Source organism: Streptomyces sp. DH24, assembly GCF_029813775.1.
In the GTDB taxonomy this organism is placed as follows: domain Bacteria; phylum Actinomycetota; class Actinomycetes; order Streptomycetales; family Streptomycetaceae; genus Streptomyces.
Genome location: NZ_JARVKW010000023.1, coordinates 94,418 through 115,046 on the forward strand (window position 1 = coordinate 94,418; position 20,629 = coordinate 115,046).

At 72.9% G+C, this 20,629-nt stretch carries 11 protein-coding genes; 10 read left to right on the forward strand and 1 reads right to left on the reverse strand.

Annotated features, from left to right (window positions below; all coding sequences use genetic code 11):
• Positions 1–146: 146 nt before the first annotated feature.
• The 8 genes from glgX to QC282_RS19890 all read left to right on the forward strand — a co-directional run bounded on the left by glgX (position 147) and on the right by QC282_RS19890 (position 14,693).
• Positions 147–2,411, forward strand: coding sequence for a glycogen debranching protein GlgX (gene glgX / locus QC282_RS19855; protein ID WP_279550848.1), 2,265 nt, complete (start codon positions 147–149; stop codon positions 2,409–2,411).
• 60 nt (positions 2,412–2,471) lie between these two features.
• Positions 2,472–4,280 (forward strand): ABC transporter ATP-binding protein, encoded by a 1,809-nt coding sequence (locus QC282_RS19860; RefSeq protein WP_279550849.1) that lies wholly within the window; start codon positions 2,472–2,474, stop codon positions 4,278–4,280.
• Positions 4,277–6,136, forward strand: coding sequence for an ABC transporter ATP-binding protein (locus QC282_RS19865; protein ID WP_279550850.1), 1,860 nt, complete (start codon positions 4,277–4,279; stop codon positions 6,134–6,136). Before QC282_RS19860 ends, QC282_RS19865 begins: the two co-directional genes overlap by 4 nt.
• A complete protein-coding gene (locus tag QC282_RS19870; protein WP_279550851.1) occupies positions 6,133–7,926 on the forward strand; it encodes an ABC transporter ATP-binding protein in 1,794 nt (597 codons plus the stop codon). The genes QC282_RS19865 and QC282_RS19870 overlap by 4 nt, the downstream gene beginning before the upstream one ends.
• Positions 7,923–9,764: an ABC transporter ATP-binding protein gene (locus tag QC282_RS19875; RefSeq protein WP_279550852.1), complete on the forward strand. Its 1,842-nt coding sequence runs from the start codon at positions 7,923–7,925 to the stop codon at positions 9,762–9,764. The genes QC282_RS19870 and QC282_RS19875 overlap by 4 nt, the downstream gene beginning before the upstream one ends.
• A 351-nt stretch (positions 9,765–10,115) precedes the next feature.
• Positions 10,116–12,167, forward strand: a complete 2,052-nt coding sequence (locus tag QC282_RS19880) for a M4 family metallopeptidase (RefSeq protein WP_279550853.1) — start codon at positions 10,116–10,118, stop codon at positions 12,165–12,167.
• 288 nt (positions 12,168–12,455) lie between these two features.
• Positions 12,456–14,114, forward strand: a complete 1,659-nt coding sequence (locus tag QC282_RS19885; RefSeq protein ID WP_279550854.1) for a M4 family metallopeptidase — start codon at positions 12,456–12,458, stop codon at positions 14,112–14,114.
• Between the two features lie 69 nt (positions 14,115–14,183).
• Positions 14,184–14,693 carry a DUF1990 domain-containing protein gene (locus QC282_RS19890; protein WP_279550855.1) on the forward strand — a complete coding sequence of 170 codons (510 nt, stop codon included), beginning with the start codon at positions 14,184–14,186 and terminating at the stop codon, positions 14,691–14,693.
• Between the two features lies 1 nt (position 14,694).
• Here QC282_RS19890 and QC282_RS19895 read toward each other — a convergent pair whose 3' ends face one another.
• The gene (locus QC282_RS19895) at positions 14,695–17,304 is read right to left on the reverse strand and encodes a glycosyltransferase family 1 protein (protein WP_279550859.1); all 2,610 of its coding nucleotides are present in this window, start codon (positions 17,302–17,304) and stop codon (positions 14,695–14,697) included.
• Between the two features lie 372 nt (positions 17,305–17,676).
• Here QC282_RS19895 and QC282_RS19900 point away from each other — a divergent pair, with 372 nt between their 5' ends.
• Together QC282_RS19900 and QC282_RS19905 are read left to right on the forward strand one after the other, a co-directional pair.
• Entirely contained in the window at positions 17,677–19,806 is a 2,130-nt protein-coding gene (locus tag QC282_RS19900; RefSeq protein ID WP_279550856.1) for an alpha-1,4-glucan--maltose-1-phosphate maltosyltransferase, read from the forward strand.
• Positions 19,803–20,629 (forward strand): alpha-amylase family glycosyl hydrolase (locus QC282_RS19905; protein ID WP_279550857.1); only part of this gene is annotated, 827 nt, incomplete at its 3' end. The genes QC282_RS19900 and QC282_RS19905, both read left to right, overlap by 4 nt.

The following is a 20,629-nucleotide window of genomic DNA, read 5'->3' on the forward strand; positions in this document are numbered from 1 at the left end:
GGCACAACGATCAGCCCCGCCCCGGGGAAACGTGAGTGCGAGCCGTGCGGTGGGCAGACTGAGGGGAAGGACGACGCGACGGGAGCCCCGGGCCGGGACGCCGGGGGCCCGTGCGGACCGTTCCGGGAGCCGTGGGAGGCGGATAGGTGTCCAGCGCAGCCGAGCAGGAGGCGGTGGCCGGCGGGCCCGCCACGGGGAACGGGCGCCCCGCCGCCGTCGTGGTGAACGGCGCCCCGCGCCGGGCGCCGGCGGTGGCCCCGCGGCCGGGGGCGCCGACGCCGCTGGGCGCCCGGTACCGGGTGGGCCCGGACGGGGTGGCGGGCACCAACTTCGCCCTGTGGGCGGGCGGCGCCGAGGCGGTCGACCTGTGCCTGTTCGACGAGGACGGCACGGAGACGCGGCTGCGGCTGACCGAGCTGACGCACGAGATCTGGCACGGGTTCGTGCCGGGCGTGCTGCCGGGGACGCGGTACGGCTACCGGGTACACGGCCGCTGGGACCCGTGGACCGGCGCCCGCTGGAACCCGGCGAAGCTGCTGCTGGACCCGTACGCGCGCGCGGTGGACGGCGACTTCCGGCTGCCGCCCGAGGTGTACGGGCACGTGCGGGACTGGCCGGAGCAGCACGTCGCCGACACGGTGCGCGACAGCCGTGACTCCGCGCCGTACGTCCCGAAGGGCGTCGTCGTCCACGACGACGCCACCGACGACGAGTGGATGGACGACCGGCGGCCGAAGACGCCGTGGGCCGACTCGGTAATCTACGAGCTGCACGTGCGCGGCTTCACCATGCGCCACCCGGGCGTCCCCGAGGAGCTGCGCGGCACCTACGCGGGCCTGGCGCACCCGGCGGCGGTCGAGCACCTGACGAGGCTGGGCGTGACGGCGGTGGAGCTGCTGCCGGTGCACCAGTTCGCGCACGAGGACCACCTGCTGCGGCGGGGCCTGAAGAACTACTGGGGCTACAACTCGATCGGCTACTTCGCCCCGCACGCCGCGTACGCCGCCTCCGGGACGAGCGGGCAGCAGGTCGGCGAGTTCAGGCGGATGGTGCGCGCGCTGCACGCGGCCGGCATCGAGGTGATCCTCGACGTGGTCTACAACCACACCGCGGAGGCGGGCGAGCTGGGGCCCACGCTGTCGCTGAAGGGAATCGACAACCGCGGCTACTACCGGCTCCAGCCGGACGCGCGCCGGTACGCCGACTACACGGGCTGCGGCAACACGCTCCACGTGGTGCAGCCGCACGTGCTGCGCCTGATCACGGACTCGCTGCGCTACTGGGTGACCGAGATGGGCGTGGACGGCTTCCGCTTCGACCTGGCGGCGGCGCTCGCCCGGTCCATGCACGACGTGGACATGCTGTCGCCGTTCCTCGCGGTGATCGCCCAAGACCCGGTGCTGCGCCGGGTGAAGCTGATCGCCGAGCCGTGGGACGTCGGCTCGGGCGGCTACCAGGTGGGCGCGTTCCCGCCGCTGTGGACGGAGTGGAACGACCGCTACCGCAACGCCGTGCGGGACTTCTGGCGCCACGCGCTGCCGGACGTGCGGGAGATGGGCTACCGCCTGTCGGGCTCCAGCGACCTGTACGCGTGGGGTGGGCGCCGCCCGTACGCCTCCGTCAACTTCGTCACCGCGCACGACGGTTTCACGCTGCGCGACCTCGTCTCCTACGAGCGCAAGCACAACGAGGCCAACGGCGAGGGCAACCGGGACGGCACCGACGACAACCGGTCGTGGAACTGCGGCGCCGAGGGCGAGACGGACGACGAGGCCGTACGGGCGCTGCGGCGCCGCCAGGCGCGGAACCTGCTGACCACGCTGCTGCTGTCGACGGGTGTGCCGATGCTGGTCGCGGGCGACGAGATGGGCCGGACGCAGGGCGGCAACAACAACGCCTACTGCCAGGACAACGAGATCGGCTGGCTGGACTGGGGTCTGCTGGAGGAGCCCGGCTGGCGGGCGCTGTCCGACCTGGCGGCCCGTCTGATCGCGCTGCGCCACCGGCATCCGGTGCTGCGCCGCCGGGCGTTCTTCTCGGGTCGGCCGCACTCCGCGGACGGGCTGCGGGACCTGGCCTGGTTCACCCCGCGGGGCGCGGAGATGACGGAAGGGGACTGGTACGCGCCCGCGGCCACGCTCGGCATGTATCTGTCCGGCCGGGACATCCCGGGCCGGGACGAGCGGGGCGACCCCGTCGTGGACGACAGTTTCCTCGCCGTGCTGCACGCCGGGGAGGCGCCGGTGGACTTCGTGCTGCCGGGCCCGCCGTGGGCGCGGCGGTACGAGGTGGTCGTGGACACCTCGCGCGAGGACCAGGACGTGGAGCCGGGCGTGACGCATCCGGCGGGCGCGCCGATCACGGTGCCGGGGCGGGCGGTGCTGCTGTTGCGGGTGGCGGTACAGGCCTGACCTCGAACCCGGCCAAAACTCGGTGGGCAGTGTCAGTGGCGTTCCGTAGGCTCGCGCCTGATGCCGACCCAACCCGCCGCCGCCGAGGACCGTTCCGCCGTTCGTGCCCTGCTGCGCCTGTGGCCGTACGTGCGGCCGGTGCGGGTGCGGCTGTTCACCGCCGCGTTCGTCGCCGTCACCGCGTCCTGCCTGGGCCTGGTGATCCCGCTCGTCCTGAAGTGGATGGTGGACGGGCCGATCGCCGACCGGGACCCGGCGGGCGTGTGGCTGGGCGCGCTGTACCTGCTGCTGCTCGGGCTCGGGGAGGCCCTGCTGTTCGGGCTGCGGCGCTGGCTCGTGGCGCGGCCCCTGTCGCGCGTCGAGGCGGAGATGCGGGCCGACCTCTACCGGCATCTGCAGCGGCTGCCGGTCGCCTTCCACGACCGGTGGCCGTCGGGGCAGTTGCTGTCGCGGGCGACCACCGACCTGATGCTGCTGCGCATGTTCCTCGCCTTCCCGTTGACGTTCCTCCTGGTCAACGGCGTGACGATCGTCGTCGGCGTGATCATCATGCTGATGCAGGACTGGACCCTCGGGCTCGTCATCCTCGGGCCCGCCGTCCCCCTGATGGTCACCTGCGTGATCTTCGAGAAGCGGTACGCGCGCGTGGCGCGGCTCGCGCAGGACCAGGTCGGGGATCTGACGACGGTCGTCGAGGAGAGCGTGCTCGGCATCCGCGTCATCAAGGGCTTCGGCCGGCACCGCAGCCAGGCCCGCGCCTTCCGCGAGCTGTCGGACACCCTGCGCGGCACGGAGCTGCGCAAGGCGGGCCTGCTGGCGACGATCTGGGGCGTCATCGTCACCCTGCCCGAACTGGCCATCGGCGCGGCCCTGGTGGTGGGCGCCGTCCAGGTCGCGGACGGCGAGCTGTCCGCGGGCACGCTGGTCGCGTTCCTGTCCACGGCGCTGGCGCTGCGCTGGCCGATCGACTCCATCGGCTTCCTGCTGGCCATGAGCCAGGAGGCGGCGACGGCGACGGAGCGCTACTTCGAGGTGATGGACGCCGAGGAGGAGTCGCAGGTGCGGGCCCGCCCCGAGGCCGGCCGCCCCGACGGCATCCGCTTCGACGACGTCACCTTCCGCTATCCCGACGCCGCCCCCGGCTCCCCGCCCGTCCTGGCCGGCGTGACGCTGCACATCCGCCCCGGCGAGTCGATGGCCCTCGTCGGCGCGACCGGCAGCGGCAAGACCACCCTCACCGCCCTGGTCCCCCGCCTCCACGAGCTCACCTCGGGCCGCATCACCCTCGACGGCGTCGACATCACCCGCATGTCCCGCGAGACGCTCCGCTCCCAGGTCGCCGTGGCCTTCGAGGAGCCCACGCTCTTCTCGGCGACCGTCGGTGAGAACGTCCTGATGGGCGCCGGACCCGACGCCGGCGAGGAGGAGCTGCGCCGCGCCCTCGACGTCGCCCGGGCCGACTTCGTGCACGCCCTGCCGCGGGGCGCGGACACCCAGGTCGGCGAGCAGGGCCTCAGCCTCTCCGGCGGCCAGCGTCAGCGCCTCGCCCTGGCCCGCGCGGTCGTCGGCCGCCCCGGCTTCCTCGTCCTGGACGATCCGCTGTCCGCGCTGGACGTGCACACGGAGGCCGCCGTGGAGGCCGCGCTGCGCCGGGTGCTCGCCGACACGACCGCGCTGATCGTCGCCCACCGCCCGTCCACGGTGCAGCTCGCCGACCGCGTCGCCCTGTTGTCCGGGGGCCGGATCGCCGCCGTCGGCACCCATCACGAACTGCTGCGCACCAACGCGGAGTACGCGTATCTGATGTCCGGCCTCGACCGCACCCCGCGCGAGGCCGTGGAAGAAGAGGAAGCGGAGGCCGAGCGATGACCGCGCCGACGACGTCCGTTCCCGCCACCGACGACGGGGACCGGCCGGACCCGGCGCCCGGCGCCGGCGACGCCTTCGACCGGGACGTCCTGCCCTCCGCCCCGGGTGCGACGGGCGCGCTGCTGCGTTCCCTGCTCGCGCCGATGAAGGCGCGCGTCGCCGTGACCGCGCTCCTGCTGCTGCTCCAGCAGGCGGCGGTGCAGGCGGGCCCGCTGCTGGTGGCGTACGCCATCGACCGCGCGGTGCCCGCGTTCCGCGACCACGACCGGGGGCCGCTGATCGCGGTGGCCGTGGGCTATCTGCTGTGCGCGCTCGCCTCGGGCGTGCTCCAGTACGCGTTCATCGTCGCCTCCGCCCACGTCAACCAGGGCGTGCTGCTCGATCTGCGCGGCCGGATCTTCCGCCACGCCCAGGCGCTCAGCGTCGACTTCCACGAGCGCTACACCTCGGGCCGGCTCATCTCCCCGGCCACCACGGACGTCGAGTCGCTGCGCGAGCTGCTGGACGAAGGGCTTCAGGAGCTCGTCTCGGTGATCCTGTCCTTCGTCTACATCTCGGCGCTGCTGCTCTGGCTGGACCTGGGGCTCGGCGCGGTCGCGGTGGCGTCGTTCGGGCCGCTGTACCTGCTGGTGCGGGTCTACCGGCGGCGCGCGGGCCGGGTGTACCGGGCCCGGTCCACGGCCATCGCGGCGGTGATCGTGAAGTTCGTGGAGACGATGAACGGCATCCGGCCGGTGCGCGCGTTCCGCCGCGAGACCGTCAACGACGCGGACTTCCGGGTCCTGAACCGGCGGCACGAGCGGACGAACGGCGACGCGCTGCTGGAGATGGCAAGGTACGTGGTCGGCTCGCGGCTGGTCGCGAACACGGCGGTCGCGCTGATCGTGCTGTGGGGCGCGCACCGGGTCGCGCAGGACACGCTGGCCCTCGGTGTGCTGGCGGCGGCGGTGCTGTACCTGCGGCGGCTGTACGACCCGATCGACCGGCTCGGCATGTTCCTGAACTCGTACCAGTCGGCGGCGGCCTCGCTGGAGAAGATCGCGGGGCTGCTGGCGCAGACGCCGTCGGTGCCGGAGCCGGTGGCACCGAAGGAGCTGCCGCCGCCGGCGGGCGACCGGCCCGGCCGCACGGTCGTCTTCGACGGGGTGAGCTTCGGCTACCGCACCGGCGGCGAGGTGCTGCCCCGCTTCGACCTGACGATCCCGGCCGGGCAGACCGTCGCCGTGGTCGGCTCGACCGGCGCGGGCAAGTCGACGCTGGCGAAGCTGCTCGCCCGCTTCTACGACCCGTCCGGCGGGCGGGTGCTGCTGGACGGCGTGGACCTGCGGGACCTGGCCTTCCCGGAGCTGCGGCGCGGGGTGGTGATGGTGACGCAGGAGGCGTTCCTGTTCTCCGGCACGGTCGCCGAGAACATCGCCATCGGTCGCCCGGACGCCTCGCGCGAGGACATCGAGCGGGCCGCGAAGGCGATCGGCGCGCACGACTTCATCAGCGCCCTGCCCGACGGCTACGACACCGACGTCCGCAAGCGCGGCGGCCGGATCTCCGCCGGGCAGCGGCAACTCGTGGCGTTCGCGCGGGCGTTGCTCGCCGACCCGGCGGTGGTGATCCTGGACGAGGCGACGAGTTCGCTGGACGTCCCCGGTGAGCGGGCCGTGCAGCGGGCGATGGCGACGGTGCTGAAGGGGCGTACGGCGGTCGTCATCGCGCACCGGCTGTCCACGGTCGAGATCGCGGACCGGGTGCTGGTCATGGCGCGGGGCCGCGTCGTCGAGGACGGCACCCCGGCCGAACTCGTCGGCGGCACCGGCAGGTTCGCGGATCTGCACCGGGCGTGGCGGGACAGCCTGGCGTGACGCGGGTCAGGGGGATCGACGCGTACGAGGACCCCGGCACGCCCGACACCCGGGGCGGGGCGCGGTACCTGTGGTGGCTGGTCGGGCGGCAGCGCGCGCGATGCGCGGCGGGGGCGCTGATCGCCAGTGTGTGGATGGTGCTGCTGGCGGCGACGCCGTATCTGATGTCCCGGGCGATCGACGAAGGGCTGGAGGCGGGCGACACGGGTGCGCTGGCCCGGTGGTGCGCGGCGCTGGTCGCGTTCGGGGGTCTGTCGGCGTGGCTGGGCATCATGCGGCACCGCACGATGACGCGGGTGCGGATGGACGCCAACTTCCGCACCGTGAAGGTCGTGGTGGGCCAGGCGGTGCGGCTGGGCTCGGCGCTGTCGCGGCAGGTGGGCGCCGGGGATGTCGTCACGATCGGCGTGGGCGACGTCCAGACGATCAGTCAGGCGCTGACGGTCGTGGGGCCCGGGGTCGGCTCGGTCGTCGCCTATGTGACGGTCGCCGTGCTGCTGGTGTCGCTGTCGCCGCTCATCGCCGTGCTGGTGCTCCTCGGCATCCCGGTGATCGTGCTGCTGGTGGGGCCGCTGCTGCGCCGGTTGCAGGGCGCGGAGACCGAGTACCGGGAGCGGCAGGGGGTGCTGACGGAGCGGATCGGCGACCTGGCGGGCGGGCTGCGGGTCCTCAACGGGCTGGGCGGCAAGGGCCTGGTCGCCGACGCCTTCCGGGCGGACTCCCGGCGGCTGCGCGAACAGGGTTACCGAGTGGGGGCGGTGACCAGCTGGGTGCAGGCGCTCGGCGTCGGACTGCCGACGCTGTTCCTGGCCGTGGTGACGTGGCCGGCGGCCCGGCTCGCGGCGCGTGGGGAGATCAGCCTCGGCGAGCTGGTGTCGGTGTACGGGTATGTCGCGGTGCTGGTGGGGCCGGTGGCGTTCTGGGTGGAGTGCGGCTACCAGATCAGCCGCGGTCTGGTGGCCGCGCGCCGCGTCGTGCGGTTCCTGCGGCTGGAGCCCGCGGCGGACACCGGCACGCGGGACGCCCCGGCCGAGCCGTCGGTGCTGCACGACCCGGCGTCCGGGGTGCGGGTGCTGCCCGGCCGGCTGACCGCGCTGGCCTGCGCCCGGCCCGCCGACGCGGCCGCCGTGCTGGACCGGCTCGGCCGCTGCGCCCCGTCGGACGCCACCTGGGGCGGGGTGCGTCTGGACGGGATCGCGCTGCCCCGCGTACGGGAGCGGATCCTGGTCGCCGACCACGAGGCCGACCTGTTCGCCGGGCCGCTGCGTGAGCTGGTCGGCGGGCGGTGGGGGCCGCAGGGCCGGGGCGAGGACGCGATCCGGCGCGCGCTGCACGCGGCGGCGGCCGACGACATCGTTCCCGGGCTGCCCGACGGGCTGGACTCGGCGGTGGCCGCCCAGGGCCGCAGCCTGTCCGGCGGGCAGCGTCAACGCGTCCGGCTGGCGCGGGCGTTGCACGCCGACCCGGAGGTGCTGCTCGCCGTGGAGCCCACGTCCGCGCTGGACGCCCACACGGAGGCCACGGTCGCGGACCGGCTGGGGGCGGCCCGGACCGGGCGTACGACGGTGCTGACGACGACGTCCCCGCTGGTCCTGGCCCGCGCGGACACGGTCACGTACCTGCACGACGGCAAGGCGGTCGCCACGGGCACCCACCTGGAACTGCTGGACCGCGAGCCGGGCTACCGCGCGCTGGTGGCGCGGGACACGGAGGGGCCGGGGGACGAGGGGACGGCGGGCCGGACGGCCGGACCGTCCGACGAGAGGGCGGCGGGAGGACCGGTGCGATGACAACGGCGACGACCGGGAGCCCGGAGAAGAAGGACACGTCCGCCGGTTCCCCGCGCCGGCCCCTGGCCGGGGCGGCGGCCGACGGCCGGCTTCCCGTCGCCACCCGGCGGGACGTGCGGCGGGCCGCCGCCGGGCTGGTGCGCGCGGACGGACGCGCCTTCGCCACCGTCCTGGTCCTCAACGGCCTCGCCGCCGTCGCCGGGCTGGCCGGGCCCTGGCTGCTCGGGCGGATCGTCGACGAGGTGCGGGCCGGGAGCGGGGTCGGCGCCGTGGACCGGATGGCGCTCGCCATCCTGCTGTGCACCCTGGCCCAGTTGCTGCTCGCCCGCTGGGCCCGTTACGTCGGTCACCGCTTCGGGGAGCGCACGCTGGCCCGGGTCCGGGAGGGGTTCGTCGACCGGGCGCTGGCGCTGCCCGCGTCCGTGGTGGAGCGGTCCGGCACCGGCGACCTGACGGCGCGCGGCACCGCCGACGTGACCGCCGTCGGCACGACGCTGCGCGACGCCGGGCCCGAACTGCTCGTCAACGCCGTGCAGGCGCTGTTCATGACCGGCGCGGTCTTCGCCCTGGACCCGCTGCTCGGCGTCGTCGGCGTGCTCGGCCTCACGCCGGTCTGGTTCGCCCTGCGCTGGTATCTGCGGCGGGCGCGGGACGGTTACCTCGCCGAGGGCGCGGCCACCTCCGACGTCGCGGAGATCCTCGCGGCGACGGCGTCGGGCGCCCGCACGGTCGAGGCGTTCGGGCTGCGGGAGCGGCGGATCGCGGCGAGCCGTGACGCGCTGGAGACGTCCCGGCGCACCCGCTTGCGCACGCTGTACCTGCGCACGGTGCTCTTCCCGTCGGTGGAGGTGTCCTACGTCCTGCCGGTGGCCGGCGCCCTGCTGGTGGGCGGGCTGCTGCACGCGCGGGGCGCGGTGTCGCTCGGCGCGGTCGTGGCGGCCGCCCTGTATCTGCACCAGCTGAACGCGCCCCTGGACGAGATCCTGGTCCGTGTCGAGCAACTGCAGGCCAGTGGCGCCTCGTTCGCCCGCGTGGAGGGCCTGGCCCGTGCCCCGCGTTCGGCCGCGGACGGCGACTCCCCCACGCCGTCCGGCGACCGCATCGACGTGACCGGCGTGCGCTACGCCTACGAGCGCGGCGGCGAGGTGCTGCGCGGGGTGGACCTGACGGTGCGGCCCGGGGAGCGGCTGGCCGTCGTCGGGCCGTCCGGGGCGGGCAAGACCACGCTGAGCAGGCTGCTGGCGGGGGTCGACGCGCCGACCGGGGGCACGGTCACGGTCGGCGGGGTGCCGGTCGTCGCGCTGGGGCCCGAGGCGCTGCGCCGTCAGGTCGTCCTGGTCACGCAGGAGCACCATGTGTTCCTCGGCACGGTCCGCGACAACCTGCGCATCGCCGAACCGGCCGCCGGTGACGCGGAGTTGTGGGCCGCGCTGGACGCGGTCGGCGCCGGCGACTGGGTGCGTGAGCTGCCGGCCGGTCTGGACACGCGGCTGGGGCAGCGGGGGCACCGCACCGACGGCTCGCAGGCCCAGCAGCTCGCCCTGGCCCGCGTGGTGCTGGCCGACCCGCACACGCTGATCCTGGACGAGGCGACGGCCCTGCTGGACCCGACGACCGCCCGGCACACCGAGCGGGCGCTGGCGGCCGTGCTGGAGGGACGGACCGTCATCGCGATCGCGCACCGGCTGCACACCACGCACGACGCCGACCGGGTGGCGGTGATGGAGGACGGGCGGCTCACCGAACTGGGCACGCACGACGAGCTGGTGGCGGCCGACGGCGCGTACGCCGCGCTGTGGCACTCCTGGCACGGCGACCGGCCGTCCGGCGCCGCCTGAGCCGTACGGCGTCCCCGCCCCGCGGAACGGCACAGCACCCCCAAAGCACCCCCGCCGCACGCGGTCGCTCCCCCGCACTCCCGTAACGCGTCCGTTTATCGAACGTGAACGCCCGGACAACGAACCGTTTCCGGCCAACTTTCTGACGCGGCCCTGACAGACCTGGGAGTCTCCTGCCACGCTTCCCACGGCCGCTTCACAGCAACCCCACAGTTTCACGACCCGGCGCTGCGCGGGCGGCCGAAGCTCCCGCACGTGGTTCTGCGCAACACCCCGTTGTGTCCGGCCGGCCCACCCGCCGACCGGTCTCCCCTGGCCGCGTGACCCGCGGCCACGCAGAAGGAGTCAGTGTTGAGAAGCAGGTCCTCCCACAGACGCACCTCCCACACCGCATCTCGCACCGCCCCGCGCCGTCGCACCGCGGCCGTCGCGCTCGCCGGTGTCGCCTCCCTGATCGCCGCGGCCGTCCAGACCGGCACCGCCACCGCCGCGCCCGCGCAGGCCCCGAAGGCGGCGCCGGGCTCCGAGTCCGTGCGGCTGTCCCCCGCCGAGCGGGCGGAGCTGCTGCGCGGCGCCGACGCCCGCGCCGCGGAGACCGCACGCGACCTGGGCCTCGGCGCCAAGGAGAAGCTCGTCGTCCGTGACGTCCTCAAGGACCGCGACGGCACCTTGCACACCCGCTACGAGCGCACCTACGACGGCCTGCCGGTCCTCGGCGGCGACCTCGTCGTCGAGACCTCGAAGTCGGGCGCGACCGAAGGCGTCGTCAAGGCCACCCGCGCCGCCGTGAAGCCGGCGACGACGAAGGCCGCGCTGCCCGCCGCCGACGCCGAGCGGCAGGCCCTGAACGCGGCGAAGGCCGAGAAGGCGCAGAGCCCGGACGTCGACCGCGCGCCCCGCAAGGTGATCTGGGCGGCCGACGGCAAGCCGGTCCTGGCGTACGAGACGGTCGTCGGCGGCCTCCAGCACGACGGCACCCCGCAGGAGCTGCACGTCGTCACCGACGCCACCACGGGCGAGAAGCTGTACGAGTGGGAGGCCGTCGAGACCGGCACCGGCCACACGGTCTACAGCGGCACGGTCCCCCTGACCACCACGCAGTCGGGGTCGGCGTACAACCTGACCGACGGCGCGCGCGGCGGCCACAAGACCTACAACCTCAACCGCGGCACCTCGGGCACCGGCACGCTGTTCTCCGGTCCGGACGACGTGTGGGGCAACGGCAGCCCGTCCAACCTGGAGTCGGCCGCCGCCGACGCCCACTACGGCGCCGCGCTGACCTGGGACTACTACAAGAACGTGCACGGCCGCAGCGGCATACGCGGCGACGGCCGGGCCGCCTACTCGCGGGTCCACTACGGCAACAACTACGTCAACGCCTTCTGGTCGGACAGCTGCTTCTGCATGACCTACGGCGACGGCTCGGGCAACGCCAACCCGCTGACCTCGATCGACGTGGCCGCGCACGAGATGACGCACGGCCTGACGTCCAACACCGCAGGGCTCGTCTACTCGGGCGAGTCCGGCGGCCTGAACGAGGCCACCAGCGACATCTTCGGCGCCACGGTCGAGTTCTACGCCAACAACTCCTCCGACGCCGGCGACTACCTCATCGGCGAGAAGATCAACATCCGCGGCGACGGCACCCCGCTGCGCTACATGGACAAGCCCAGCAGGGACGGGTCCTCCAAGGACGCCTGGTACTCGGGCATCGGCTCGATCGACGTGCACTACTCCTCGGGCCCGGCCAACCACTTCTTCTACCTGCTGAGCGAGGGCAGCGGCACCAAGACCATCAACGGTGTCACCTACAACTCGCCCACCTCCGACGGCCTTCCGGTGACCGGCATCGGCCGCGCCAAGGCGGAGAAGATCTGGTTCCGCGCGCTGACCACGAAGTTCACGTCGACCACCAACTACGCGGGCGCCCGCACCGGCACCCTCGCGGCGGCCGGTGAGCTCTACGGCACGACCAGCGCCGAGTACAAGGCGGTCCAGGACGCGTGGGCGGGCGTCAACGTCGGCGCGCGGTCCGGCGGCGGCGGTGGCGGCGGCACCTCCTTCGAGAACACCGCCGACGTGTCGATTCCGGACAACGGCGCGGCCGTGACCTCGTCGATCACCGTGTCGGGCCGGACGGGCAACGCGCCCGCGGGCCTCCAGGTCGCGGTGGACATCGTGCACACCTGGCGCGGTGACCTGGTGATCGACCTGCTGGCCCCGGACGGGACCGCGTACCGCCTGAAGAACTTCAGCTCCTCCGACTCGGCGGACAACGTCAACCAGACCTTCACGGTCGACGCGTCCTCCGAAGTCGCCAACGGCACCTGGAGTTTGCGGGTGCAGGACCAGGCGGCGCAGGACACCGGCCACATCAACAGCTGGAAGCTGATCTTCCCGTAGAGCGCTCCGCGCCTCCCGGACAGGGCGCCGCCCCGGTGGTTCGACTCCCCGGGGCGGCGCCCGCTTTTTGCCAAGTCCATACACCCGGACTGTTGGGCCTTTACCGAGGTCACGGCTTTTCACACGCCCGCAACATTCACTCGGAGGGCACTTTTCGGCCAACATCACTTTGGGGTCATGACATGTACGCGCCGCGAATGTCACTCTTCCGTCACTCACCGCACAACCTCACCCCCACTCCGGCCCGGTGCCCCGCAGGCGGCCGGACCTCCCCACCAAGGAGCTTGCGTGACCCCCCACTTCGCGCGTCGCAAGCGCACCACGCCGGCCATCGCGACCACCGTCGCGGTCGGCGCCCTCCTCGCCACCGGTGTGACCACCAGCGCCGGCGCGCAGAGCCCGGCCGACACCACCGCCCGGCCCGCCCTCGCCGCCGCGCCGATGCTGCTGTCGAACGCCGCGCGCACCTCGCTCATCCGGGAACAGCAGCGGTCCGCGCCGCAGACGGCCCGCGAGATGGGCCTCGGCGCGCAGGAGAAGCTGATCGTCAGAGACGTCGTGAAGGACGTCGACGGCACGGTCCACACCCGCTACGAGCGCACCTACGAGGGCCTGCCGGTGCTCGGCGGCGACCTCGTCGTCCACACCGCCGCCTCGGGTGAGACCAAGGGCGTCACGAAGGCCACGAAGGCCGCCGTCAAGGTCGCCTCCCTCAAGGCCGCCGTCCCCGCGGCCGAGGCCGAGCAGCGGGCCGTGACGCTCGCCAGGAAGGCCGGCTCGGAGAACACCGACGCCGACCAGGCCCCGCGCAAGGTCGTCTGGGCGGCCGACGGCGAACCCACCCTCGCCTACGAGACGGTCGTCGGCGGCCTCCAGCACGACGGCACCCCGAACGAACTGCACGTCATCACCGACGCGGCCACCGGCGAGAAGCTCTACGAGTACCAGGGCATCGAGACCGGCAGCGGCAAGAGCCTGTACTCCGGCACCGTCACCCTCGGCACCACCCAGTCGGGCTCGGCGTACCAGCTGTACGACCCCACGCGCGGCGGCCACAAGACGTACAACCTGGCCCGCTCCACCTCGGGCACCGGCACCCTGTTCACCGACGCGGACGACGTGTGGGGCACCGGTGTGGCCTCCAGCTCGTCCACCGACCAGACCGCGGCCGTGGACGCCGCCTACGGCGCCCAGGTGACCTGGGACTTCTACAAGAGCACCTTCGGCCGCAGCGGCATCAAGAACGACGGCAAGGCCGCCTACTCGCGGGTCCACTACGGCAACAACTACGTCAACGCCTTCTGGTCGGACAGCTGCTTCTGCATGACCTACGGCGACGGCTCGGGCAACACCCACCCGCTGACCTCGCTGGACGTCGCCGGCCACGAGATGACCCACGGCGTCACCTCCAACACCGCGGGCCTCAACTACTCGGGCGAGTCCGGCGGTCTGAACGAGGCCACCAGCGACATCTTCGGCACCGGCGTGGAGTTCGCCGCGAACAACGCCGCCGACCCCGGTGACTACCTCATCGGGGAGAAGATCAACATCAACGGCGACGGCACCCCGCTGCGTCACATGGACAAGCCCAGCAAGGACGGCGCCTCCAAGGACGCCTGGTACTCGGGCATCGGCTCGATCGACGTGCACTACTCCTCGGGCCCGGCCAACCACTTCTTCTACCTGCTGGCCGAGGGCAGCGGAGCCAAGACGATCAACGGCGTGAGCTACAACTCGCCCACCTCCAACGGCTCCACGGTCACCGGCATCGGCCGCGCCAAGGCACTGCAGATCTGGTACAAGGCGCTGACCACGTACATGACGTCGACGACGAAGTACGCGGGCGCCCGCACGGCGACCCTGAACGCGGCGTCGGCGCTGTACGGCGCCACCAGCACCGAGTACAAGACGGTCGCGGCCGCCTGGTCCGCCGTGAACGTCGCCTGACCCTCCCGCGTTGCCACGGGCGGCACCCGGAACACCACGCTTCCGGGTGCCGCCCTACGCTTGGGCCCCATGTCCTTCACGTACGACGACGTCGGCGCCACCCGGGACCAGGGCTTCTGCCCGCCCGGCTTCCACTCCCTGCACGTGCGCACGCGCCTGGGCGAGGGCCACGACGTCTTCCGCCGGGCGGCCGACGCGGTCCTCACCTGGGAGATGCACCGCACACTGGGCGTCGGCATCGACGCGGGCGCGGACCGTGCCGCCCCCGGCGTCGACGTCACCGTCACCCTCGCCGGCGTGATCAAGGCCCCGTGCCGGGTGGTCTGGACGGTGGAGGAACCCCGCCGCGCCGGCTGGGCGTACGGCACGCTGCCGGGCCACCCGGAGTGCGGCGAGGAGTCCTTCGTCGTGGACCGCACGGGCGACGGCACGGTGTGGCTCACCGTGTCCGCGTTCAGCCGCCCGGCCAAGTGGTACGCGAAGGCGGGCGGCCCGGCCACGCGGGGTTTCCAGCACGCGTACGCGCGCAGGTGCGGGAGCGTGCTGCGTCAGCTGTGCGAGCAGGGCCCGAAGGACTGACTCACCGCATCAGCACCCCCGCCGCCTCCACCACGTCGTCCGACGGGACCGCCATCAGGCCGAGTTCCGCGCTCGACGCGAGCAGGGGGTGCGCGGGCAGGATGCGGACCGTGTAGCCGTAGGGTCCGGTGCGGTCCAGGGAGAGCGGGCCCTCGTACACCCAGCGCCCGTCCTGGTCGGGGCCGCCCGCCGGCTTCAGCGGCACGGACGTCGCGTCGGCGATGCGGTCCTCGGAGTCCACCCGGCCCGACACGGCCTGCACGTCGACGTCCTCCGGCCCGAGCCCGCCGAGCCCGACCCTCACCCGCAGCCCCAGCGTGGCGCCGAGCTCGGCGGTGCCCATGACCGCCGACGTCTCGACGTGGTCCACGGTCACGTCGTGCCAGGCGTCGCGCACCCGGGCCTTCCAGGCGGCGAGGTCACGGGCGGCGTCCGGGGTCATGGCGCGGTGCGCGCGGGCCGCCGGCTCGTACAGCCGCTCGACGTACTCCCGGACCATGCGGCCCGCCAGCACCTTCGGCCCGAGCAGGGACAGCGTCCGCCGGACCATCTCGATCCAGCGGTCGGGCAGCCCGCTGTGCCCGCGCTCGTAGAAGCGCGGCGCGACCCGCTGCGCCAGCAGGTCGTAGAGCGCGTCGGCCTCTATGTCGTCGCGCCGGTCCGGGTCGGTACCGGCACCGTCGGCCGTGGGGATGGCCCATCCGAAGTCGGGCTGGAACCACTCGTCCCACCACCCGTCGAGCACCGACAGGTTGAGGCACCCGTTGAGCGCGGCCTTCATCCCGCTGGTCCCGCAGGCCTCCAGCGGCCGCAGCGGGTTGTTGAGCCAGATGTCGCAGCCGGGGTAGAGCTTCTCCGCGAGACCCATGCCGTAGTCGGGCAGGAACACGATCCGGTGCCGCACGCGCGGGTCGTCGGCGAACCGCACCAGCTCCTGGATGAGCCGCTTGCCGCCCTCGTCGGCGGGGTGGGCCTTCCCGGCGACGACGACCTGCACGGGCCGCTCGGGATGCAGCAGCAGCTCCATCAGCCGGTCCCGGTCCCGCAGCATCAGCGTCAGCCGCTTGTACGACGGCACCCGCCGGGCGAACCCGATGGTCAGCACGTCGGGATCGAGCACCTCGTCGATCCACCCCAACTCCGCGGTCCCGGCGCCGCGTTGCCGCCAGGACGCGCGCAGCCGCCGCCGGACCTCCTGGACCAGCTGCTCCCTGAGGCACCGCCGCAGGTCCCAGATGTCCTGGTCGGCGATCTCCGCGACGGAGTCCCACCGGTCGGAGCCGCCGACGGTCAGCGCCTCCTCGGCACGCCGGTCGCCGATCTGCCGGGCGCCCAGCCGGAACACCTCGGGCGCCACCCAGGTCGGCGCGTGCACGCCGTTGGTCACCGAGGTGATCGGCACCTCGTCGGGGTCGAAGCCCGGCCACAGCCCGGCGAACATCTCCCGGCTGACCTTGCCGTGCAGCAGCGACACCCCGTTGGCGCGCTGGCCGAGCCGCAGCCCCATGACGGCCATGTTGAACAGGTTCGGCTCGCCGCCCGGATAGGTCTCCATGCCGAGCCGCAGGATGCGCTCGACGTCGATGCGGGGCAGCTCGGCCTGCGGTCCGAAGTGCCGGGCCACCAGTTCCCGGTCGAACCGGTCGATGCCGGCCGGCACGGGGGTGTGCGTGGTGAACACGGTCCCGGCCCGCACGGCCTCCAGCGCGGAGTCGAAGTCCAGCCCCCGGTCGCACAGCTCGGCGATGCGCTCCAGGCCCAGGAAGCCGGCGTGCCCCTCGTTGGTGTGGAAGACCTCGGGTTCGGGGTGCCCGGTGAGCCGGCAGTACGTCCGCACGGCCCGCACACCTCCTATGCCGAGCAGCATCTCCTGGAGGAGCCGGTGCTCGCTGCCGCCGCCGTACAGCCGGTCGGTGACGCCGCGTTCGCCGAGGTCGTTCTCCTCGACGTCGGAGTCCAGCATCAGCAGCGGAACCCGGCCGACCTGGGCCAGCCAGATCCGGGCCCGCAGGGACCGCCCGCCGGGCAGGGCGAGGACGACCTGCGCGGGGGTGCCGTCCTCCTCCTCGACCGGCGTGAGCGGCAGCTCGTTGGGGTCCAGGACGGGATAGTGCTCCTGCTGCCAGCCGTCCCGGGACAGCGACTGCCGGAAGTACCCGTGCCGGTACAGCAGTCCGACACCCACGAGCGGCACTCCGAGATCGCTGGCGGCCTTCAGATGGTCACCGGCGAGGATCCCCAGCCCGCCGGAGTACTGCGGCAGGGCCGCGGTGATCCCGAACTCGGGGGAGAAGTAGGCGACGGCGGCGGGGAACTCGGCGGACTGCTCCTGGTACCACCGGGTGCCGTCGACGTATTCGCGCAGGTCGTCGGCGACGGCCGTGAGCCGTTCGAGAAAGACGGCGTCGCGGGCCAGCTCGGCGAGCCGTACGGGCGACACGCTGCCCAGCAGCCGCACGGGGTCGCCGTCCCAGCGTTCGGGGTCGACGGACCGGAAGAGTTCGCGGGTTTCCGCATGCCAGGACCAGCGCAGATTACGCGCCAGATCGCTGAGGGGCCGGAGCGGTTCGGGGAGGACGGGACGGACGGTGAATCGACGGATCGCCTTCACATTCCACCTCGGCGCGTTGGAGAGGACGCGGTCTGCGTCCCGCACGACAGTACCGGCGACGACGCCGCCGACACGGGAGCTCGGGGAGCCCGTAGGGTCGAATCCGGCGCACGGGGGGAGCGAACCCGGGGCCGCGCGGGGCGGGACGGGGCCGTGCCCGGGGGGGCGGGCGCCCCGGCCGCCCGGACGAGGCCGGTCTTGTGTGTCGACATACGCGCGAGTAGTTAACAAAGCGCCGGATTGCCCACCCGGAGTGGGTGGGAAGGCTCCTCCGGGAAACCCAGCAGGTACCACCGCAGGACCAGCAGAACACGCAGGACCCACCTCCCCACAGTCATCCGCCCACCATCGTTGACGCGGACAGGAGCGGTCATGCCCGCCAAGCACCACTCGTCACCACCACGCGGCACCACCCCCGGCACCACCCCCGGCGCCGCCCGCCCGGCCGGCCGGGCGCCCGAAACACCCGGGGCGCCCGCCCCGGCACCACCCCCGGCCCCCCGGTCCCGCCCCACCGCCACGGCGGTGGGCCGCATCCCCGTCCTGGACGTCCGCCCGATGGTCCAGCACGGCCGCCGCCCCGCGAAGGCGGTCACCGGGGAGACGTTCGAGGTCACCGCCACCGTGTTCCGTGAGGGTCACGACGCGGTCGCGGCGAACGTCGTCCTGACCGACCCGCACGGCCGGCCCGGCCCCTGGACACCGATGCGGGAGCTGGTCCCCGGCACCGACCGCTGGGGCGCCACGGTCACCCCCGGCGAGCCGGGCCTGTGGACGTACACCGTGGAGGCGTGGGGCGACCCGGTCACCACGTGGCGGCACCACGCGGAGATCAAGATCCCGGCGGGCATGGACACGGACCTGGTCCTGGAGGAGGGCGCGAAACTGTACGAGCGGGCCGCCGAGGGCGTCCCCGAGGACACCGGCCGCGACGTGCTGCGGGCAGCCGTGGCGGCGCTCCGCGACGGCTCACGCCCCCCGGCGTCCCGGCTGGCGGCGGCGCTGACCCCGGACGTGGACGCGGTCCTCGCCCGGCATCCGCTGCGGGACCTGGTCACGGCGTCCGATCCGCTGCCGTTGCTGGTGGAGCGGGAGCGGGCGCTGTTCGGTTCCTGGTACGAGTTCTTCCCCCGGTCGGAGGGCACGCCCCAGCAGCCGCACGGCACGTTCCGCACCGCGGCCCGCCGGCTGCCGGCGATCGCGGCGATGGGGTTCGACGTGGTCTACCTGCCCCCGATCCATCCGATCGGCACCACGTTCCGCAAGGGCCGCAACAACACCCTCTCCCCCGGCCCCGACGACGTGGGCGTGCCCTGGGCGATCGGCTCTCCCGAGGGCGGCCACGACGCCGTCCACCCCGACCTGGGCACGCTGGAGGACTTCGACGCGTTCGTCGCCGCCGCCCGTGAGCTGGGCATGGAGATCGCGCTCGACTTCGCCCTGCAGTGCTCGCCCGACCATCCCTGGGTGCACAAGCATCCCGAGTGGTTCCACCACCGTCCCGACGGGACCATCGCCCACGCCGAGAACCCGCCGAAGAAGTACCAGGACATCTACCCCATCGCCTTCGACGCCGACATGGACGGCCTGGTCACCGAGACCCTGCGCGTCCTGCGGCACTGGATGGACCACGGCGTGCGGATCTTCCGCGTCGACAACCCCCACACCAAGCCGGTGGTGTTCTGGGAGCGGGTGATCGCGGACATCAACCGCACCGACCCGGACGTGATCTTCCTGGCCGAGGCGTTCACCCGGCCCGCGATGATGCACACCCTGGCCCAGATCGGCTTCCAGCAGTCCTACACCTACTTCACCTGGCGCAACACCAAGCAGGAGCTCACCGAATACCTGACCGAGCTCTCGGGCGAGGCGGCGGCCTACATGCGGCCGAACTTCTTCGCCAACACCCCCGACATCCTGCACGCCTACCTCCAGCACGGCGGCCGGCCCGCCTTCGAGGTCCGCGCCGTCCTCGCCGCCACCCTCTCCCCCACCTGGGGCATCTACAGCGGCTACGAACTGTGCGAGAACACCCCGCTGCGCGAGGGCAGCGAGGAATACCTCGACTCGGAGAAGTACCAGCTCAAACCCCGCGACTGGGCCGCCGCCGAACGCGACGGACGCACCATCACCCCCCTCATCACCCGGCTGAACACCATCAGGCGGGAGAACCCCGCGCTGCGGCAGCTGCGCGATCTGCACTTCCACCACGCGGACCAGGACGCGGTGATCGCGTACTCGAAGCGGCGGGGGGCGAACACGGTCCTGGTGGTCGCGAACCTCGACCCGCACCGCACCCAGGAGGCCACGGTCTCGTTGGACATGCCGCAACTCGGCCTGGAATGGCACGAGTCGGTGCCGGTGAGGGACGAGCTCACCGGAGAGACCTATCACTGGGGCAGGGCCAACTACGTGCGTCTCGAACCGGGCCGGCGTCCCGCGCATGTGTTCACGGTTCTGCGACCGTCCACCCCGCAGATCGGAGGGTCACCCACACGATGATCGTCAACGAACCCGTTCAGGACACCTTCGAGGACACCCCGGCGAAGGACCGGGACCCGGAGTGGTTCAAACGAGCCGTCTTCTACGAGGTCCTGGTCCGTTCCTTCCAGGACAGCAACGGCGACGGCGTAGGCGACCTGAAGGGCCTGACGGCCAAACTCGACTACCTCCAGTGGCTGGGCGTCGACTGCCTCTGGCTGCCGCCGTTCTTCAAGTCCCCCCTGCGCGACGGCGGTTACGACGTCTCCAACTACACGGCCGTGCTGCCCGAGTTCGGCGACCTCGCCGACTTCGTGGAGTTCGTGGACGCCGCCCACCAGCGCGGCATGCGCGTGATCATCGACTTCGTCATGAACCACACCAGCGACCAGCACCCGTGGTTCCAGGAGTCCCGCAAGGACCCGGACGGGCCCTACGGGGACTACTACGTGTGGGCCGACGACGACAAGCAGTTCCCCGACGCGCGGATCATCTTCGTCGACACCGAGGCCTCCAACTGGACCTACGACCCGGTCCGCAAGCAGTACTACTGGCACCGGTTCTTCTCCCACCAGCCGGACCTCAACTACGAGAACCCGGCGGTGCAGGAGGAGATGATCTCCGCGCTGAAGTTCTGGCTGGACCTCGGGATCGACGGGTTCCGGCTCGACGCGGTGCCGTACCTCTACCAGGCGGAGGGCACCAACTGCGAGAACTTGCCCGCCACCCACGACTTCCTGAAGCGGGTCCGCAAGGAGATCGACGCCCAGTACCCGGACACCGTCCTGCTGGCCGAGGCCAACCAGTGGCCCGAGGACGTCGTCGACTACTTCGGCGACTACCC